Here is an 18,297-nt window from a genome sequence, read left to right as displayed (position 1 = left end):
TTATGGGGGATTGAGCCGGATGCCTCAGGGGGTCAGACCTGGCAGTCCCGTTGCTGGCGCGAGATGCTGGGCAAGCGGGTGCGGCGGCTGAGCTCCTCGGCCAGCCAGACCAGCAAGAGGATGGCGAGCAGCAGGGTCGCGGCCTGATCGTAGCGAAACAGGCTCAGGGAGACATAGAGCTGCTGACCCAGGCCACCGGCGCCGACCACGCCCAGAATGGTGGCGGCGCGCAGGTTCATCTCGCCGCGATAGAGGCTGTAGGCCAGCCACTGTTGCCACACCATGGGCAGCAGGCCGTACCAGAAGCTGACCAGTCGCCCGGCCCCCGCCAGCTGCAGGGCGCGGCGCGGCCCCTGATCCGCATTCTCCAGGGTCTCCACAAAGAGCCGGGCCAAGACGCCTGTGGTGTGCAGGGTCAGTGCCAGTACACCGGCGACCGGCCCCAGCCCCACGGCAATCACCAGCAGGCTGGCAAAAATCAGTTCGGGGATGGATCGCAGCAGGTTGAACAGCAGGCGCAGCGGCCAGAACTGGCGTGCCAGCACGGCCAGTCCCATGGCGAGCAGGGCACTGAGCAGGGTGCTGAGCAGCGCCATCTGCAGGGTGTCGACCAGGCCGTGGGCCACCAGGGTGAGGAAGGCGGGAGACCAGTCCGGTTGCAGGAACTCGGCCAGGAAACGACCCATGCCGCCGAAGGAGAGGCTCAGGGTACGCCAGTCGAGCAGTACACCGGCTCCCAGACAGGCGAGCAGCAGCAGGGTGCAGAGCAACAGGCCGGGGGAGCGGCTGTGGCGCAGCCAGGCGCTCAGGCCATCGGCCAGCACGACCAGGGCCACGAAGGCCAGCAGCAGGGTGGCCACCTCACCGCCGGCGAACATGCGCAGGGAGAGTTCGAGCTGCTGACCCAGACCACCGGCCCCCACGAATCCCATGATGACCGAGGCGCGCAAGGCACACTCCCAGCGATAGACGGTGTAGGAGAGCAGCTCCTGACGCACCGCGGGCAGCACGCCGTAACAGAGCGCCTGCAAGCGTCCTGCGCCACTGAGCAACAGGGCCCGGGCCGGTTGCAGGGCGCCGCTCTCCATGATCTCGTTGTAGACCTTGGCCAGCATGCCACCGTAGCTGACCGAGATGGCCAGGATGGCCGCCATGGGGCCCAGCCCCGACAGACGCACGAACAGCAGCGCCCAGATAAGCTCGGGCAGGCTGCGCAGCAGGATGGCGATGAAGCGGCACAGCGCCCGCAGGCCGCTGCGCAGGGGGGCGGGCAGGGCGCCTATTCGTGACAGGGAGAGCGCCCGCGATCCCAGCAGGGCGAAGGGCACCCCGAGGAGGAGGGCGCCGAACAGTCCCAGAGTAGCCACCGCCAGGCTCTCCAGGGTGGCCTTGAGGGTCAGGGCGAGGAAGTCGCCATCCAGACGCGGTGGCCAGCTGTGGGCGGCGAAGTTGCCCATCTGCTGCCAACTCGCGGGCTCGAACAGGGCGCGCCAGCTGGCGGCATCTTGCCAGAGACCGTAGAGCGCCAGCAGCAGGAGCCAGCCCCAGGGGCTACGCAGGGTTAGACGGGAGCGGGATGCTAGCACGATGGCCCCGGGTTGGATCCCAGGCTGCCCGGCGGCTCGTTGCCATAGAGCTCGGCCAGCATGGCGGGGCTGACTGCCTCGGCGGCGCAGTCGAACAGGATGCGGCCCTGACGCAGGCCTATGATGCGCGGGAAGTGACTCAGGGCCAGATCCACCGCATGAAGGCTGGTAATGAGCGTGCTGCCTCGCTCCCTTGCCTGCTGTTGCAGGGTAAGGATGCAGGCTTGCGCCAGCACGGGATCGAGCGCCGAAACGGGCTCGTCCGCCAGCATCAGGTCCGGGTTTTGATAGAGCACCCGGGCGATGCCGACCCGCTGCAACTGGCCGCCGGATAGCTCGCCACAGGGTTGGTGCAACTTGTCCGCCAGGGACAATCGCGCCAGCTCGGTGCGGGCGCCAGCGGGATCGCAGGGACGCAACAGGGAGAGCAGTGCCTTGGCCAGCGACCACTGACCGAGCCGACCCGCCAGCACGGCGGTGATGACGGACTGGGAGGGGGGCAGGGGCGGCGCCTGCCATATCATGCCGATGCGGCTGCGCAGTCGTTGCCGCGCCCGGCTCGAGAGCTGCCAGGGATCCTGCTGCCACAGCAGCAGGGCCCCCGGATGGTCTGCTCTGAGTTCGGTGGCGAGCAGGCGCAGCAGACTGGTCTTGCCCGCGCCGCTCGGTCCTATGATGGCGACCCGCTCCCCGGCCTGGATCTGCACGTCGATCGCTGCCAGCACGGGCAGGTCACCGAGCCGCAGGCTGGCCTGACGCAGGTCAACGGCAATCACTTCAGCAGGTCCGCCTGGACGGCGGCGGCTTCGATACCTTGGTAATTCTCGGGTTTGGTCTCGATGAAGCGGCTGGCCCGTTGCAGTTTCAGGATCTCGGCCTGGGCAGGCACCTTGGGATCCAGCTTGAGGAAGGCCTGCTTGATCTTGGCTTGCAAGGCGGGATCCATGCCGCCGCGCACCGTCCAGTTGTAGTCAAAGTAGGTCGGCGTGGTCCAGATAACCTTCACCTTCTTGGTGTCTACCTTGCCCTCTTCCAGCAACTTGTCCCAGACCGAGGCGTTGAGGGCACCCGCTGGCACCTTGCCGGAGGCGACCCAGGCGACGGTGGCGTCATGGGCGCCGGAGAAGGCTACGTGGGCGAAATCTTTTTCAGGATTGATCCCCTCTTCGGCCAGGAAGTGGCGCGGCATCAGGTGGCCCGAGGTGGATGAGGGAGAGCCGAATGCGAAGTCCTTGCCTTTCAGATCGGCGAGGGTCTCGATACCGCTGTCGGCGTTGGCAATGAACTTGGAGGTGAACTGGGCATCTTCCGCCCGTTGTACCAGCGGGATGACGCCGTTTGCACGGCGATGGGCCTGCACATAGGTGAAACCGCCCAGCCAGGCCATGTCTATCTTGCCCGCAGCCAGGGCCTCCACCACGGCGGCGTAGTCATTGACCGGGACGAACACCACCTCGCGGCCGGTCTGCTCGGCCAGATAGTCACCCAGAGGGGCGAACTTGCGTTGCAGCTCGGTCGGCGCCTCGTCGGGGATGGCGGAGACCCGCAGCGGCTCGACGGCGCTGGCCCCCAGGCTGGCGAAGAGGGCGGTGAGGGGAAGTATCCATTTCTTCAGCATGTGACTTTCCTTTGGTAGCTAACGATTGGGCGGCAAGGTGATGGACAAAGAGAAGGCCCGATGGACGTCGGACCTTGGAATGGGCATATGGTATGCATCCTGGGGCGCGGATGCCAGTTCGGCCCCCATTTATCCCGCTGGCCGTTGCGCCTGAGCGATGGGATGGCTCAGCGGGGCAGATGGAAGGCTTGCTTGAGATGGCGCACGAAGTCCGCATCCCGGCAGAGGGTCTTGCCCGGGCTGTCGGAGATCTTGGCGACCGGGCCGCCGTTGCACTCCATCAGCTTGAAGACGATGTTCATCGGGCTCACCCCCGGCAGATCGCAGGTGAGCTGGGTGCCGATGCCGAAGCTGGTGTTGATGCGGCCGCGGAAGTGCCGAAACAGCGCCACCGCCTTGTCGAGGTTGAGGCCGTCGGAGAAGACCAGGGTCTTGCTGGCCGGATTGATGCCGAGCCGCTGGTAGTGGCTGATGGCCTTCTCGCCCCACACCACGGGGTCGCCGGAGTCATGGCGCAGCCCCTGATAACGGCTGGCCAGCTCGAAATCGAAGTCGTGCAGGAAGGCATCCATGGTGATGCAGTCGGTCAGGGCGATGCCGAGGTGACTGCTGAATTCGTCCAGCCAGCTGGTGAGGGCGGCACGCTGGCTCTGGGCCAGGGGGAAGCCGAGCTGCTGGTGGGCCTGGAACCACTCATGGGCCTGGGTGCCGACCGCAGGCAGGTCATATTTCTGGGCCAGTTGATAGTTGCTGGTGCCGCGAAAACAGGGCAGGCGCTCCTTGAGGCGGCCAACCACGGCATCCTGCACCGCCTGGGAGAAGCGGCGACGGGTGCCAAAGTCGATGAGGTTGAAATCCTGCATCTCCTCCGGACTCAAGGTGCCTTCAAGCTTGTCGATCTTCTGATCCAGTCGCACCAGGGCCTGGCTCACCCCGAATTGGGGATAGCGGAAGCGGTTGCGCATCTCGCTGATGGTGGCGAGCACCGGGATCTCCCACAGGATCACATCCTGCCAGGGGCCCTCGACCCGCACATTGATGCGGCCATCCTGCTCGAACACCTTGAGCAGGGAGGCGTCGAGGGGCTTGCGGCGCAGGTGATCCAGGTAGTCGGCACTGAAGAAGGGACGCTCGGCCAGGAACAGGCTCTGTGCCTTGCTCAGCCGCAGGGAACCGGCGAGGCGCAGTTGCTCCTCGATCTGACCCATCATGGGCAGCAGATCTTCCTCATTGCGGCTGTGGAACTCGGCCACCACCTCGGCGTCGGGATAGCGGTGATAGACCGCCTGCTGCATGTGCAGCTTGTAGGCATCGGTGTCGAGCAGGCTGGTGAGGATAGGGGGCATATGCATCAGGTTCCCGGCAGGCTGGTGGGTATGTCTAACGGACATATCAGGCATCCAGCAGGCGTTGTATATCGGTCAGGCTCCGGGCCAGCTCGGCCCCGGCCTCACTCATCTGGACATGGGCGCTGGCAATGGTCTCGGGGGCGATGCCACGGCAGGCATCCAGATGCACTATGACGCGAAAACCGGCGTGGCGCAGCTGCAACACGCTGGTCTTGACGCAGTAGTCGGTGGCGAGGCCGCCGGCCAGCACTGTGCTGACGTTGCGACTGCGCAGAAATTCGATGAGGCCGGTGCTGCGCCGTCCGGCCAGGTCATGGTAGCAGGCGCCATAGGGGTGCAGGTCGGGTTCTATGCCCTTCCAGACGAAGAAGTCATAGTCGATGGGCGCGGGCAGGCCGTCGAGCAGCTCGAAGCCCTGCGTGCCCGGCACGCAATGGCTCGGCCAGCTGAGATCCACATTGGCGTGGGGCAGCGGCGTCAGGGGCTGGCCCGTGACCCAGAGTGGCGCTCGGGGATGGGCATCCTTGCTGCCGATGCGCAGGCTGGCCAGGGCGGCCTGGCCATTGAGGGCGGCGACTATTTCGTCTCCGCCGGGCACGGGGAGCTCGTCGGGGCAGAGGGGAGTGAATCCCTTTTGCGCGTCTATATCCAGGCTGGCGATGATTCCCATGAACGGCTCCTGCACATATTATCTATGTGATATTATCTACCAAACATTAATGGAAGGCGAGCGAGACGAGCAAGATGCCGAGCATGAGTCTGGACATGGTGGTGCTGCGTTTGAACGAAGAGCGGCTGGAGTTGCTGCTTGAGCCGCGTCAACGCCCGCCCTTTGCCCACTGTTGGCAACTGCCGGCCCGGCGGATCGACGAGCGCCGGGACCGGGATCTGGAGGATGCCTTGCAGCGGCTGCTGGCCGAGTGGGGCCTCGGGGTCTGCTATAGCGAACAGGTCTGCACCCTGGGCGATCTGGCACGGGATCCCCGCGGCTGGTCCACCACCCTGGTTTACCTCTGTCTGGTCGGCCCCGAGTTGCAAGCGAGCCGGGGCCAATGGCACCCGCTCGCCGATCTGGACCGATTGACCCTGGCATTTGATCACGATCGCCTCATTGGCAAAGGCCTGGAGCGGCTCATGATCAAGAGCCGCTACAGCACCTTGCCGGTGCAACTGCTCGGCCGTGAATTCACGCTCTCCGAGCTGCAACGGGCCTATGAGATCATCTTGCGGACCCCCATGAACACGGCGGCATTTCGCAAGCGGATCCATCGTGCCAACATCCTGGCCGACACCGGCCGCAAACGCACCGGCAAGCAGAGGCCCGCCAGCCTCTACCGGCTCGATGCCTCGCCCTGCATCCTCTTTGATCAAGTGATGCACGGCGCCGAGGTCTGAAATAACTGACAAGGATGACCATGATGGAGAAGCTGCTGGTCAGTGCCTGCTTGCTGGGGCAGCCCGTGCGTTACGACGGTCAGAGCAAGGGGATCCTCAGCGACTGGCTCACCACCCTGGGGGTCGAGGGGCGGACGCTGGCGTTTTGTCCCGAGGTAGCCGGTGGCTTGCCGACCCCGCGTCCACCTGCCGAGCGCCAGGGAGAGCGGGTGATCACGGTGACGGGGCTGGATGTCACCCGCGAGTTTGACCATGGGGCCGAACTGGCCTTGGCGCTCTGCCTGCGGGAGAGGATCCGCTTTGCCCTGCTCAAGGAGGGGAGCCCCTCCTGCGGCAGCGGCCGTATCTACAACGGCCGTTTCGAAGGCGTTTCCATGGCAGGAGAGGGCAAAACCACGGCCTTGCTGCGCCGTCACGACATTCAGGTGTTCAGCGAGGATCAGTTGCCCGAGCTGGCTCTGGCACTCTCCCTGGCGGCCACTGCAGCGGGTTCCTGAGCTCGCTGCCACCCTTCCAATACCTCGTCCTTCTCCTGCCAGCGCTGGTTCAGCCATGCCTGAAAACCGCGCTTGAACTGCTTGTCGTTGAAGTAGTCGCCCATCAGCGCCTCATCCACCGGCAGCTCCTCGATGCGCACCTGAATGCGCTTCATCCGCCCCATCAGAAAGTCCTTGAACGGCGTTTTGCTGTTGTCCGGGTAGCGGATGGTGACATCGATCAGGCTGTCGAACTGCTCCCCCATGGCCGCCAGGGTGAAGGCCAGGCCTGCGGCCTTGGGTGGCATCAGATGACGATAAGGCGAGCGGCTCTGGGCCTGCTTCTGCGCCGTGACCCTGGTGCCCTCGACAAAGTTGATGACGGTGGTGGGGACATGGCGAAACTTCTCGCAGGCGTTGCGGGTTGTCTCGATATCCTGGCCGCGCAGGTGTGGATTGCGCAGTAAAAACTCCCGGGAATAACGGCGCATAAAGGGCATGTCCAGCCCCCAGCAGGCGAGCCCAAGCAGCGGGATATAGATGAGCTCGTGCTTCATGAAGAACTTGGGCACCGGCAACCTGTCGCGAAACAGGTGACCCAGCACCACGATGTCGGTCCAGCTCTGGTGGTTGCTGACGATGAGGTACCAGCCATCCCTGCGCAGTTGGCTGTTGTCTTCTATCTGCCACTCGATGCGGGTGGTGAGGCGGATGACGAAGGCATTGCCGCTCAGCCACAGGCGCATGATGCCGTTGTTGATGTGGCTGCAGGCGCGATCGAGGGCCGGGATCGGCAGCAGCTTGAGCAGCGACACCAGCAGGATCAGGCTGGCGCACAGGGCGGTGAATATGATGGTCAGACTGACGCTTAGCAGCAGCACCAGGGGGCCGGGTAGCAGACTTAACAAGGGCGTATCTCATCGCTCAGCAGTTGGCTCAGGGTCTGATCCTTGTCGTGCCAGATCCCGTTCAGCCACTGCTGGAAATCATGTTGAAAGGCGGGATCGTTGAAATAATCCCCCACCAGATGTTGCTCTATGGGCAGGAAGCGCACCCTGACTCGAATAGTGCCAACCCGGCCGCACATAAAATCCCAGAAGCTCGGGATCCCGCCCGGGTAACCAATGGTCACATCGACCAGCTGATGCAGTTTGCCGTCCATGGCTGCCAGGGTGAAGGCGATACCGCCCGCTCTGGGATGGAGCAGGTGACGATAGGGAGCCCTCTGCTTGTCATGCTTGTGAGCCGTGAAGCGGGTTCCCTCAACGAAGTTCATCACGCTTACCGGGATATGCTGGAACTTGGCACAGGCTTGTCGGGTTGTTTCTATGTCCTTTCCCTTCAAATATGGCTTTTTTTCCAGCAACTTCTTCGAATATCGCCGCATGAAGGGAAAGTCGAGCGCCCACCATGCCAGCCCGAGAAAAGGTACCCAAATCAGCTCTTTCTTCAGGAAAAACTTCAGAAAGGGGATTTTTTGATTAAAAACCCGCTGCAGTACCAGTATGTCGACCCAGGATTGGTGGTTGGCAATCACCATATACCACTGGTTAAGGCGAGATTTGTCCAGTCCGACCACCTCGAATTGGGTCTTGGTGAGGGTTTGCTGGATCAGATTATTGAAACCAATCCAGTGACCGGCGCAGCCATCGAGCAGGGCACTGCAGCGGGTACGCCAGGGGGCGAGAGGGATCAGCAGTTTGAGCAGGGCCAATCCCAGTATGGGCATCACCCAGAACAAGGTATTGAGGAAATAGAGCAGGGTAGAGAGGCTGCCACGCAGGCTCTCTATCAGCTTGTTTTTCATGGGCTTGGTTCCGTTTGCTGGCGAAAATTCGATTAAGTGGTCAGATGTGTCGCCATAATATCAGCCGTTCATGGGCTAGACCAAGGGGTGAGTGGTTTCTGTTTGAGGCTTAATTTGCGGAGGCAGCGCTCCTGTCTAGCCGCCGCGCAGTCTGCTCAGCAGCCTGTCCATGGCGCGATACCCCAGCGCCTCGACCAGATGTGCCTTCTCGATCTGGGTCTTGCCAGCGAGATCGGCCAGGGTGCGGGACACCCGCAGTATCCGATGCCAGGCGCGGATGCTGAGGCCGAGTCGCTGGATGGCTGTCTCCAAAAAATCGGCATCTTGTGGCGATAACCGGCAAACGTCTTCGATTTCCCGGCTATCGAGCAGGTTATTCAGCTTGCCGCTGCGAGCCAGCATCCGATCGCGCGCCCCCAGTACCCTGTCGCGGATCTGGGCACTGGGTTCGCCGCGCTGGGCCTTGCCGGTCAGGCTGCCCTTGGGCAAGAGCGGCACCTCCACGGTGAGATCGAAGCGGTCGAGGAAGGGACCAGAGAGTCTGCCGAGATAGCGCAGTATCTGATCCGGACTGGCGCGGCTCAGACCGTCGCCGAAGTGGCCGCAGGGGCTGGGGTTCATGGCGCCAATCAGCTGGAAGCGGGCGGGGAAATCCACCTGGCGGGCGGCCCGGCTGATGGTGATGTGGCCCGTCTCCAGCGGCTCGCGCAGGGCATCGAGCACCTTGCGCTCGAACTCGGGCAGTTCATCCAGGAAGAGCACACCATTGTGGGCCAGGGAGATCTCACCTGGCCTGGGGTGGCTGCCACCACCGACCAGGGCCACCGCCGAGGCGCTGTGATGGGGGGTGCGATAGGGTCTCTGGTGCCAGTGACCCTGTCTCGGGGTCAGACCGCCGATGGAGTGAATGGCGGCGGTCTGCTGGGCCTCCTCTTCGCTGAGCGGCGGCAGTATGCCGGGCAGGCGACTGGCCAGCATGCTCTTGCCGGTGCCAGGCGGGCCGATGAACAGCAAGTTGTGGCAGCCAGCGGCGGCTATTTCCAGCGCCCGCTTGGCCTGGGACTGGCCGATCACATCCTGCAGATCCGCCACATCGGGCCTCTGGCTGTCGGGTTGAGGGAGTGGCAGCGGCAACTCATATTGGCCGGCGAGCCAGGCGGTCACCGCCAGCAGCTGCTGGGCACAGCGCACCTTGGCATTCTGGATGAGGGCGGCCTCGACCCCATTGGCGGTGGGCACCAGCAGGGTACGACCGGCATCGCGACAGGCGAGCACGGCGGGCAGCACCCCGAGCACGGGCCGGATCTCGCCGGTCAGGGCCAACTCCCCCAAAAACTCATGATCGAGCAGGTATGTTGCCGGTATCTGCTTGGATGCGGCGAGAATGCCGAGAGCGATGGCCAAGTCGAAGCGGCCCCCTTCCTTGGGCAAGTCTGCCGGGGCCAGATTGACGGTGATGCGCTTGGCTGGGAACTCGAAGTTGCCGTTGAGCAGGGCGCTGCGCACCCTGTCCCGCGACTCCTTCACCGAGGTCTCGGGCAGGCCCACGATATTGAAGGCGGGCAGGCCATTGGAGAGGTGAACTTCCACCGTCACTTGCGGTGCCTGGATCCCCAGGCTGGCACGACTATAAACCACAGCTAATGACATAAACCCCATCCTTGAGTTGAGTTATGTTCTGACTAACTGCAATTTGTCAGTGTTTTATACCAGTCAGATTCGACTGATATAGTTAAACTTAGTGGCTTGTAATGTAATAAATGCTTGCCTGATAAATTTCATCATGCTAGTTCTAATAGCCATTCGCGGTAACAGCCGCCCAGATTTCATCGAATTTTGTGGTAGTAACTATGAACATGGCTTCCCGTTTCGTCAGCATTATTGTGGTCCTAGTGGTGATTATTATCACACCGCTCGGGGCTCGTTTAGCTGCACGGAACAAGGGATAGACCCACTACCGGACAGAACGAAACAAGCGACCCCCGAGCCTCACGGCCCGGGGGTTTTTTTTCGACCAAGGAATAGGATTTTCTCCATGAACGGCGCGCACTATTTGGTACAGGCACTCAAGCAGCAGGGAGTCACCCAGGTGTTCGGTTACCCGGGCGGTGCCATCATGCCGGTCTACGATGCGCTCTATGACGGTGGTCTGGCCCATCAGCTCTGCCGCCATGAGCAGGGTGCCGCCATGGCCGCGGTGGGCTATGCCCGCGCCTCCGGTCAGGTCGGGGTCTGCATCGCCACCTCGGGTCCCGGCGCCACCAATCTGGTGACCGGCCTGGCAGAGGCGCTGCTCGACTCAGTGCCCCTGGTGGCGATCAGTGGTCAGGTAGCCTGCGCCGCCGTCGGTACCGATGCGTTTCAGGAAGTGGATGTGCTCGGCATGTCCCTCTCCTGCACCAAGCACTCCTTCATGGTCACGGACGTTGCCGAGCTGGGCCAGGTCATCGCCGAGGCTTTTGCCATCGCAACGGAAGGTCGCCCCGGTCCGGTACTCATCGATTTCCCCAAGGATGTACAACTGGCCGCGATGCCCCCACAACATCCCCAGCTTGCCGTGGACGAACCTGAGCCGCTCTGCCCGCAGGCCCTGGAAGCCGCCCGTGCCATGCTGGGGGCAGCCGAGCGTCCGGTGCTCTACGTCGGCGGTGGCGTGGGCATGGCCAATGCGGAAGATCAGCTGCGCGCGTTCGCAGCAGTCACCGGCATGCCGGCGGTCACCACCCTCAAGGGGATTGGGGCGCTGGATCCCGACAGCCCCGTCTATCTCGGCATGCTTGGTATGCACGGCACCAAGGCGGCCAACTTCGCGGTGCAGCAGTGCGATCTGCTGCTGGTGGTCGGTGCCCGTTTCGATGATCGGGTGACCGGCAAGCTTGACGAGTTCGCCCCCCACGCCAGGGTGGTCCATCTGGACGTGGACGCCGCCGAGTTCGGCAAGCGCCGCGCCGCCGAGGTGGGCATCAGCACCGATCTGAGACTGGTGCTGCCCGCCCTGGCCATGACCCTCGACATCAAACCCTGGCGCGAACACTGTGCGAGCATGGCCCGTGAATATGCGTTTCGCTACGACCACCCTGGGCAGCCCATCTATGCACCAGCCCTGCTCAAGCAGCTCTCGACGCTGCTGCCAGATAGCAGCGTGGTCGCCTGCGACGTGGGTCAGCACCAGATGTGGGTAGCCCAGCACATGCGCTTCACCAGCCCGCGCAACCACCTCTCCAGCGCCGGGCTCGGCACCATGGGCTTCGGTCTGCCCGCCGCCATCGGGGCCAAGATGTCCCGCCCGGAGGACGAGGTGGTGCTGGTGAGTGGTGACGGCTCCTTCATGATGAACGTGCAGGAGCTCGGCACCATACGCCGGGCTCAGCTCAAGGTGAAGATGGTGCTGATCGACAACCAACGGCTCGGCATGGTGCGCCAGTGGCAGGAGCTGTTCTTCGACGGCCGCTACAGCGAGACCATCCTCTCCGACAACCCGGATTTCATCGCCCTGGCGGCCGCCTTTGGCATCCCCGGTGAAACCATCACCCGCAAGGATGAGATCGCCGGTGCCCTGGATCGCCTGCTCGGCAGCGAGAGCGCCTATCTGCTGCATGTCGCTATCTCAGAGGAAGAGAATGTCTGGCCCCTGGTTCCGCCGGGAGTCGCCAACCACAAGATGATGGAGCAACGCCCATGAACTCGTCCCCCCTTGGCCTCAATACGGCTCCCCTGAGCCAGATCAACACCCTGGAGATCCACGCGACATCCAGGCCCGAAGTGATGGAACGCGTGTTGCGGGTGGTACGCCACCGCGGCTTCCATCTCAAGGCCCTCAACATGGAGGCGAGCGCGGAGCAAGATTGCCAACAGCTGCGGATCACGGTTACTGTCGAGTCGACGCGTCCCATCACACAGCTGTGGAGCCAGCTGGTCAAGCTGGTGGATGTCTCTCGGGTCGATGCACTGGAAGCGCAGCCCAGAATAAACCCATAAGGAGCAGCAAGCATGTCACAGGCCAACCACCCCCAATACATCTGGTTCAACGGCAAGATGGTGCCCTGGCAAGATGCCCAGGTCCACGTCATGAGTCATGCCTTGCACTACGGCTCCTCGGTGTTTGAGGGGGTGCGTGCCTACGATACCCCCAAGGGCACCTGCATCTTCCGCCTGCAGGAGCACACCCGCCGTTTGTTCGACTCCGCCAGGATCTACTGGATGAATGTGCCCTACAGCGAGGTCGAGGTGAATGACGCCTGCCGTGCCGTGGTGCGCGAGAATGGCCTCAAGAGCGGCTACCTGCGTCCGCTGGCCTTTATTGGCAATGTGGGGCTGGGGCTGCATCCGCCGCTGGATGCCAAGGCGGATCTCATGGTCGCGGCCCTGCCCTGGGGTGCCTATCTCGGCGAGGAGGGACTCAAAAATGGGGTGGATGTGTGCGTCACCTCCTGGAACCGGCTCGCTCCCAACACCATTCCTACCGGCGCCAAGGCAGGGGGCAACTATCTGTCGTCCCAGCTCATCAGCCGGGAGGCCAAGCGCAACGGCTTCGCCGAAGGGCTGGCGCTGGACGTGAATGGTTATCTGAGCGAAGGGGCGGGGGAGAACCTGTTCCTGGTGAAAAATGGCGTGCTGTTCACGCCGCCCGCCACCGCCGCCATCCTGCCCGGCATCACCCGCGACACCATCATGACGCTGGCACGAGAGCTCGGTTACGAGGTGCGTGAGCAGGCGCTGCCCCGGGAGGCACTCTATGTGGCAGACGAGATCTTCATGACCGGCACCGCCGCTGAGGTGACCCCGGTGCGCTCGGTGGATCGGATGCAGGTCGGCGCCGGCAGCCGTGGCCCGGTGACCGAGCAGCTGCAAAACGCCTTCTTCGGCCTGTTCAACGGTCAGACCGAGGACAAATGGAACTGGCTCACCCCGGTCGACGATTGATGGACAGCGCGGGCGACGTTGTCGCCCGCAGATAGCCAGGCCAGAAGAGAGAGCAAGTGCCGAGTCGGCTATGGCAAGGGCAGATCCCTTGCCACAACCGATTCGAATTGACGGTTTCGCATCATTAATTTGCCCAGTTGGGCTCATGTATTCAGGGAGTAGAGACAATGCCGAAGTTGAGATCCGCCACCACCACCCACGGACGTAACATGGCCGGGGCCCGTGCCCTCTGGCGTGCCACCGGCATGACAGACGAGGACTTTGGCAAGCCCATCATCGCCGTGGTCAACTCCTTCACCCAGTTTGTACCGGGTCACGTGCACCTCAAGGATCTCGGCCAGCTGGTGGCCCGGGAGATCGAGGCCGCGGGCGGCGTTGCCAAGGAGTTCAACACCATAGCGGTCGATGACGGCATCGCCATGGGTCACGGCGGCATGCTCTATTCGCTGCCGTCCCGGGAGCTGATCGCCGACTCCGTGGAGTACATGGTCAACGCCCACTGCGCCGACGCCATGGTCTGTATCTCCAACTGTGACAAGATCACCCCGGGGATGCTGATGGCGGCGCTGCGCATCAACATCCCGGTGATCTTCGTCTCCGGCGGCCCCATGGAGGCGGGCAAGACCAAGCTCTCCGATCAGATCATCAAGCTGGACCTGGTGGATGCCATGATCCAGGGGGCCGATCCCAAGGTCTCCGATGCCCAGAGCGATCAGATCGAGCGCAGCGCCTGCCCCACCTGTGGTTCCTGCTCCGGCATGTTCACCGCCAACTCCATGAACTGTCTGACCGAAGCCTTGGGGCTCTCCCAGCCGGGCAACGGCTCCATGCTGGCGACCCACGCCGACCGCGAGCAGTTGTTCAAGCTGGCCGGTCAGCGCATCGTCGCTTTGGCCAATCGCTACTACCAGCAGGATGACGAGAGCGCTCTGCCGCGCAACATCGCCACCAAGGCGGCGTTCGAGAACGCCATGGCCCTGGACATTGCCATGGGCGGCTCCACCAATACGGTGCTGCACCTGTTGGCGGCGGCCCAGGAGGGGGGGGTGGACTTCACCATGGATGACATCGACCGCATGTCCCGCCGGGTGCCCCAGCTCTGCAAGGTCGCCCCCTCGACCCAGAAGTACCACATGGAAGATGTGCACCGCGCCGGTGGCGTGGTGGCGATCCTGGGTCAGCTGGAAAAAGCCGGTCTGGTGCACGGCGATACCCGCAACGTGCTCGGCACCAGCTTGCTCGAGTTGCTGGAGCGCTATGATGTGAGCCGCACCCAGGATAAAGCGGTGCATGATTTTTACCGCGCAGGCCCGGCTGGCATCCGCACCACCAAGGCGTTCAGCCAGAGCTGTCGCTGGCCCGAGCTGGATCTGGACCGCGCCGAAGGCTGCATTCGCTCCCTGGATAATGCCTACAGCCTGGAGGGGGGGCTGGCCGTGCTCTCCGGCAACATCGCCCTCAATGGTGCCATCGTCAAGACTGCCGGTGTCGATGAAGAGAACCTCTGCTTCCGCGGCCCCGCCCGGGTGTTCGAGAGCCAGGACAGCGCGGTGGCGGGCATTCTGGACAGCACCGTCAAAGCCGGTGAAGTAGTGGTGATCCGCTACGAGGGCCCCAAAGGCGGCCCCGGCATGCAGGAAATGCTCTACCCCACCACCTATCTCAAGTCCATGGGGCTCGGCAAGGCCTGTGCGCTTATCACCGACGGTCGCTTCTCCGGCGGCACCTCGGGGCTGTCCATCGGTCACGTCTCCCCGGAGGCGGCTTCCGGCGGCACCATAGGGCTGGTGGAGGATGGCGACATCATCAACATCAATATCCCGGCCCGCACCATGGTGCTGGAGGTGGCTGACAGCGTACTGGCCGCTCGCCGCGCCGCCGTCGATGCCCGTGGCTGGAAGCCACTGAACCGCCAGCGTCAGGTCTCCTATGCCCTGCGCGCCTACGCCATGCTCGCGACCAGCGCAGACAAGGGCGCGGTGCGCGACTTAAGCAAGCTGGAGGAGTGATCATGACGATGATGACGAATCATTTATGCAAAGTGCCGCTCGCCGCTGTCTATGCCGGCAAGGGGTTGGTGTGGCGCGATCTCAGCAAGCTGGAGGGGTAAGCCATGGTCTCTGCGGCTGATTATCTACGCAAGATACTGCTCTCCCCGGTCTATGAGGCGGCGCGGGTGACCCCCTTGCAGACGTTGAAGAAGCTCTCCGAGCGGCTCGGCAACCATGTCTCCCTCAAGCGGGAAGATTTGCAGCCGGTGCACTCCTTCAAGCTGCGCGGTGCCTATCACAAGATTGCCACCCTGAGCGCCGAGCAGAAGGCCCGTGGTGTGGTGGCGGCCTCGGCTGGCAACCATGCCCAGGGGGTCGCCCTGTCGGCGGCCAAGCTCGACATCAATGCCATCATCGTCATGCCCAAGACCACGCCGGACATCAAGATAGATGCGGTGCGGGCCCAGGGGGGCAATGTGCTGCTGTTTGGCAACAGCTTCGACGAAGCCTATGCCGAGAGCCGTCGCCTGTCGGAAACCGAGGGTTACACCCTGATACCGCCCTTCGACGACGTCGAGGTGATCGCGGGCCAGGGCACCATCGGCAAGGAGTTGCTGGAGCAGGACACTCACCTCACCCATGTGTTTGTCCCCGTGGGCGGCGGCGGCCTGGCCGCCGGGGTGGCGGTCTATATCAAGCAGCTGCTGCCAAATGTGAAGGTGATAGGGGTGGAAGCCGAGGGTTCCGCCTGCCTCAAGGCGGCGCTGGAGGCGGGCGAGCCGATCAATCTGGAGCGGGTCTCGCTGTTTGCGGACGGGGTGGCGGTCAAGCGCATCGGCACCGAGACCTTCCGGCTCTGCAACCAGTATCTGGACGAGGTGGTGACCGTCTCCAACGATCAGATCTGCGCGGCCCTGAAAGACATCTTCGACGACTGCCGCGCCATCGCCGAGCCATCCGGTGCCCTCTCCCTGGCGGGGCTCAAGGCCTACAGTGAGCGGGAGCAGGTCAAGGGTGGCCGGATGGCGGCCATACTCTCTGGCGCCAACGTCAACTTCCACAGCCTGCGTTATGTGTCGGAGCGCTGCGAGATAGGCGAGAAGCGCGAGGGCATGCTGGCGGTGACCATACCCGAGCGCAAGGGGGCCTTCCTCGACTTCTGCCGCAACCTGGGATCGCGGATGGTGACCGAGTTCAACTACCGTTACTCCGATGCCGAGCAGGCCTCGCTGTTTGTCTCGGTGCGACTCACCGGCGGTGACGAAGAGTTGGGTCAGATCGAAGCCCATCTCAATGGCAACGGCTACCCCGTGGTCAATATGACGGACAACGAGCTGGCCAAGAATCATGTGCGTTACATGATTGGCGGCCGCCCTGCCCGGCCCCTTGGTGAGCGGCTCTACAGCTTCAAGTTCCCGGAGCAGCCGGGCGCCCTGATGCGCTTCCTCGAGACCCTGGGCTGCCGCTGGAACATCAGCCTGTTCCACTATCGCAACCATGGCGCCGACTATGGTCGGGTGCTCTGCGCCTTCGAGCTGCCGGACGAAGACGTGGCCGCCTTCCACGACTACCTGCGCGAGCTGGGCTACGGCTGGAAAGAGGTGAGCGAGGATCCCGCCTACCGACTGTTCCTGGCGAACTGAACCCGGGGAACCCCATGAGCAAGAGCGGGAGGCACAGGCCTCCCGCTCTTTTTTGGGCCAGCCGCCACCTTGACCGCACGGGGACATGCTTTGTTTGTCAGCCAGTTCACACTCTGGGAGATCTGGTCGTTTGAGACCCGCTGCAGATGGGGTAGGCTGGTGACGGCGGCCCTGTACGGCGCCCGGCATCATGGCCTGGATAGCAGCCGTGACGCCTGATCCCAAGACAGATGACTCACGGAAGAGGCACCCACATGACAAAATCCCTGCTAGCTGCCCTGATTGGCTGCGCATGCATGACAGGTCAGGCCCAGGCTCAGGCCCTCGATAACAGCTGGTATCTGGGGGGAAAGGCCGGTTGGTCCCACTTCTACGGGGTCGATTACGACGGTCAGATCAAAGATATCGTCGATCTTGTCGAACCGGACAAGCAGGAGAGTGACCTGGGGCTGGGTGGCTTCATTGGTTATCAGTTGAACCCGAATCTGGGCTTTGAGCTGGGTTATGACTGGCTAGGCAAGTACCAGCTGGACAAGTCCGCCTCCCAGGGCACCGAGTCGGCCAGGATCGATGGCGAAGCCAAGGCGCAGATGGTGCAGGCCACCATGAGAATCAGCCTGCCTGCCACCCCGGCGCTGGACATCTATGGCCGTTTGGGCGGCGCCTACGCCTGGACTGAAAGCGCCTTCTCTGCCAGCTATCAAGACACTGCCAATCCCTCCAGCAATGCGTCATCTTCCAGTACCGGGCACAAGTACCATGGCGCAGCCTTCGTCGGCGCCCTCGGCGCCGAATACGCCTTCAATCCCAGTTGGGCGCTGCGCCTCGAATACCAATACACCACCCCCCTTGGCAATACCTCCCCTGGCGAGTCAGGCATAGAGCTGGATAACGGCCTGTTCGCCCTGGGGCTGGTCTACCGCTTCGGACAGGGGGAAGAGGAGGTGGTGGCGGCCAGTCCGGCACCGGCCGCGGTCGTCCCCGCCACCGTCATCATGCAGCAGCGTTTCACTCTGAGTTCGGATGTACTGTTCGAATTCAACAAGGCGAGCCTCAGGCCCGAGGCCAACCAGGCGCTGGACACCCTGTTCCAGCAGATAGTGGCGGCCAACCCCCAGGACGGCATAGCAACAGTGGTGGGTCACACGGATAGACTTGGCGCGGATGACTACAACCAGAACCTGTCCGAGCTGCGTGCCCGTTCCGTAGCCGATGCGCTGATCGGCCGTGGCTGGCCGGCAGAAAAGATGCAAGTGGAAGGGCGGGGCGAGCGGGAACCCATCACCGCCAACCAGTGCAACAGTGGCAGCAAGTCTGAACTCATCGTCTGTCTGGCGCCGGATCGCCGGGTCGAGATCAAGTTGAACGGCGTTGGCGAGGGGTCGCCGCAGTCGTGACTTGCCGCTGTCCAACCCCCGGCGCCGTTAGCTCTGCATCAAGTTAGCAGGGTTAAAAATCAGCAGAGACAAAACAGGGAGGCCAAGCCTCCCTTTTTGCTGCGTGGTCGGC

The 18,297-nt window shown here is 63.2% G+C and carries 16 protein-coding genes; 8 read left to right on the top strand and 8 right to left on the bottom strand.

What is annotated here, in order from left to right; genetic code table 11:
- Positions 1-32 precede the first annotated feature (32 nt).
- The 5 genes from phnE to M2366_RS14970 form a co-directional block, all read right to left on the bottom strand.
- Entirely contained in the window at positions 33-1,586 is a 1,554-nt protein-coding gene (gene phnE, locus M2366_RS14990) for a phosphonate ABC transporter, permease protein PhnE (RefSeq protein ID WP_259270089.1), read from the bottom strand.
- A complete protein-coding gene (locus M2366_RS14985) occupies positions 1,580-2,362 on the bottom strand; it encodes a phosphonate ABC transporter ATP-binding protein (protein WP_259270088.1) in 783 nt (260 codons plus the stop codon). The genes phnE and M2366_RS14985 overlap by 7 nt, the downstream gene beginning before the upstream one ends.
- The gene (locus M2366_RS14980; RefSeq protein ID WP_224431701.1) at positions 2,359-3,204 is read right to left on the bottom strand and encodes a putative selenate ABC transporter substrate-binding protein; all 846 of its coding nucleotides are present in this window, start codon (positions 3,202-3,204) and stop codon (positions 2,359-2,361) included. The genes M2366_RS14985 and M2366_RS14980 overlap by 4 nt, the downstream gene beginning before the upstream one ends.
- Positions 3,205-3,371: 167 nt before the next feature.
- Positions 3,372-4,550, bottom strand: coding sequence for a nicotinate phosphoribosyltransferase (pncB, locus tag M2366_RS14975; protein WP_224432911.1), 1,179 nt, complete (start codon positions 4,548-4,550; stop codon positions 3,372-3,374).
- A gap of 46 nt (positions 4,551-4,596) precedes the next feature.
- Positions 4,597-5,223 carry a nicotinamidase gene (locus M2366_RS14970; protein WP_259270087.1) on the bottom strand — a complete coding sequence of 209 codons (627 nt, stop codon included), beginning with the start codon at positions 5,221-5,223 and terminating at the stop codon, positions 4,597-4,599.
- A 74-nt stretch (positions 5,224-5,297) separates the two neighbouring features.
- Here M2366_RS14970 and M2366_RS14965 point away from each other — a divergent pair, with 74 nt between their 5' ends.
- On the top strand, positions 5,298-5,948 hold the full coding sequence (locus tag M2366_RS14965; protein WP_042039853.1) for an NrtR DNA-binding winged helix domain-containing protein: 651 nt from the start codon (positions 5,298-5,300) through the stop codon (positions 5,946-5,948).
- Between the two features lie 14 nt (positions 5,949-5,962).
- On the top strand, positions 5,963-6,445 hold the full coding sequence (locus M2366_RS14960; protein WP_404972803.1) for a DUF523 domain-containing protein: 483 nt from the start codon (positions 5,963-5,965) through the stop codon (positions 6,443-6,445).
- Here the strand turns inward: M2366_RS14960 and M2366_RS14955 are convergent.
- The 3 genes from M2366_RS14955 to M2366_RS14945 form a co-directional block, all read right to left on the bottom strand.
- Complete coding sequence (locus M2366_RS14955) at positions 6,388-7,332, bottom strand: acyltransferase (protein ID WP_259270086.1); 945 nt, start codon at positions 7,330-7,332, stop codon at positions 6,388-6,390. The two genes, M2366_RS14960 and M2366_RS14955, sit on opposite strands and share 58 nt — an antisense overlap.
- Complete coding sequence (locus tag M2366_RS14950; RefSeq protein ID WP_259270085.1) at positions 7,326-8,231, bottom strand: acyltransferase; 906 nt, start codon at positions 8,229-8,231, stop codon at positions 7,326-7,328. The genes M2366_RS14955 and M2366_RS14950 overlap by 7 nt, the downstream gene beginning before the upstream one ends.
- Before the next feature lie 135 nt (positions 8,232-8,366).
- Positions 8,367-9,881: a YifB family Mg chelatase-like AAA ATPase gene (locus M2366_RS14945; RefSeq protein ID WP_259270084.1), complete on the bottom strand. Its 1,515-nt coding sequence runs from the start codon at positions 9,879-9,881 to the stop codon at positions 8,367-8,369.
- A gap of 385 nt (positions 9,882-10,266) precedes the next feature.
- Between M2366_RS14945 and ilvG the strand changes: the two genes are divergently transcribed.
- From ilvG to ompA, 6 genes are all read left to right on the top strand, one after another.
- Positions 10,267-11,913 (top strand): acetolactate synthase 2 catalytic subunit, encoded by a 1,647-nt coding sequence (gene ilvG, locus M2366_RS14940; RefSeq protein ID WP_259270083.1) that lies wholly within the window; start codon positions 10,267-10,269, stop codon positions 11,911-11,913.
- Positions 11,910-12,209, top strand: a complete 300-nt coding sequence (gene ilvM / locus M2366_RS14935) for an acetolactate synthase 2 small subunit (protein ID WP_404972802.1) — start codon at positions 11,910-11,912, stop codon at positions 12,207-12,209. The genes ilvG and ilvM overlap by 4 nt, the downstream gene beginning before the upstream one ends.
- A gap of 12 nt (positions 12,210-12,221) precedes the next feature.
- Positions 12,222-13,154 carry a branched-chain amino acid transaminase gene (locus M2366_RS14930; protein WP_259270082.1) on the top strand — a complete coding sequence of 311 codons (933 nt, stop codon included), beginning with the start codon at positions 12,222-12,224 and terminating at the stop codon, positions 13,152-13,154.
- 167 nt (positions 13,155-13,321) lie between these two features.
- The gene (ilvD, locus tag M2366_RS14925; RefSeq protein WP_224431706.1) at positions 13,322-15,163 is read left to right on the top strand and encodes a dihydroxy-acid dehydratase; all 1,842 of its coding nucleotides are present in this window, start codon (positions 13,322-13,324) and stop codon (positions 15,161-15,163) included.
- A 104-nt stretch (positions 15,164-15,267) separates the two neighbouring features.
- The gene (ilvA, locus tag M2366_RS14920) at positions 15,268-16,788 is read left to right on the top strand and encodes a threonine ammonia-lyase, biosynthetic (RefSeq protein ID WP_224431707.1); all 1,521 of its coding nucleotides are present in this window, start codon (positions 15,268-15,270) and stop codon (positions 16,786-16,788) included.
- A gap of 254 nt (positions 16,789-17,042) precedes the next feature.
- On the top strand, positions 17,043-18,185 hold the full coding sequence (gene ompA, locus M2366_RS14915) for a porin OmpA (RefSeq protein WP_259237149.1): 1,143 nt from the start codon (positions 17,043-17,045) through the stop codon (positions 18,183-18,185).
- Positions 18,186-18,297: the final 112 nt, after the last annotated feature.

The sequence above is a fragment of the Aeromonas sp. BIGb0405 genome, assembly GCF_024807335.1.
GTDB classification, from domain to species: domain Bacteria; phylum Pseudomonadota; class Gammaproteobacteria; order Enterobacterales; family Aeromonadaceae; genus Aeromonas; species Aeromonas rivuli.
Note: the sequence above shows the minus strand (reverse complement) of the source record. Positions and strands in the feature narration are given on the sequence as shown.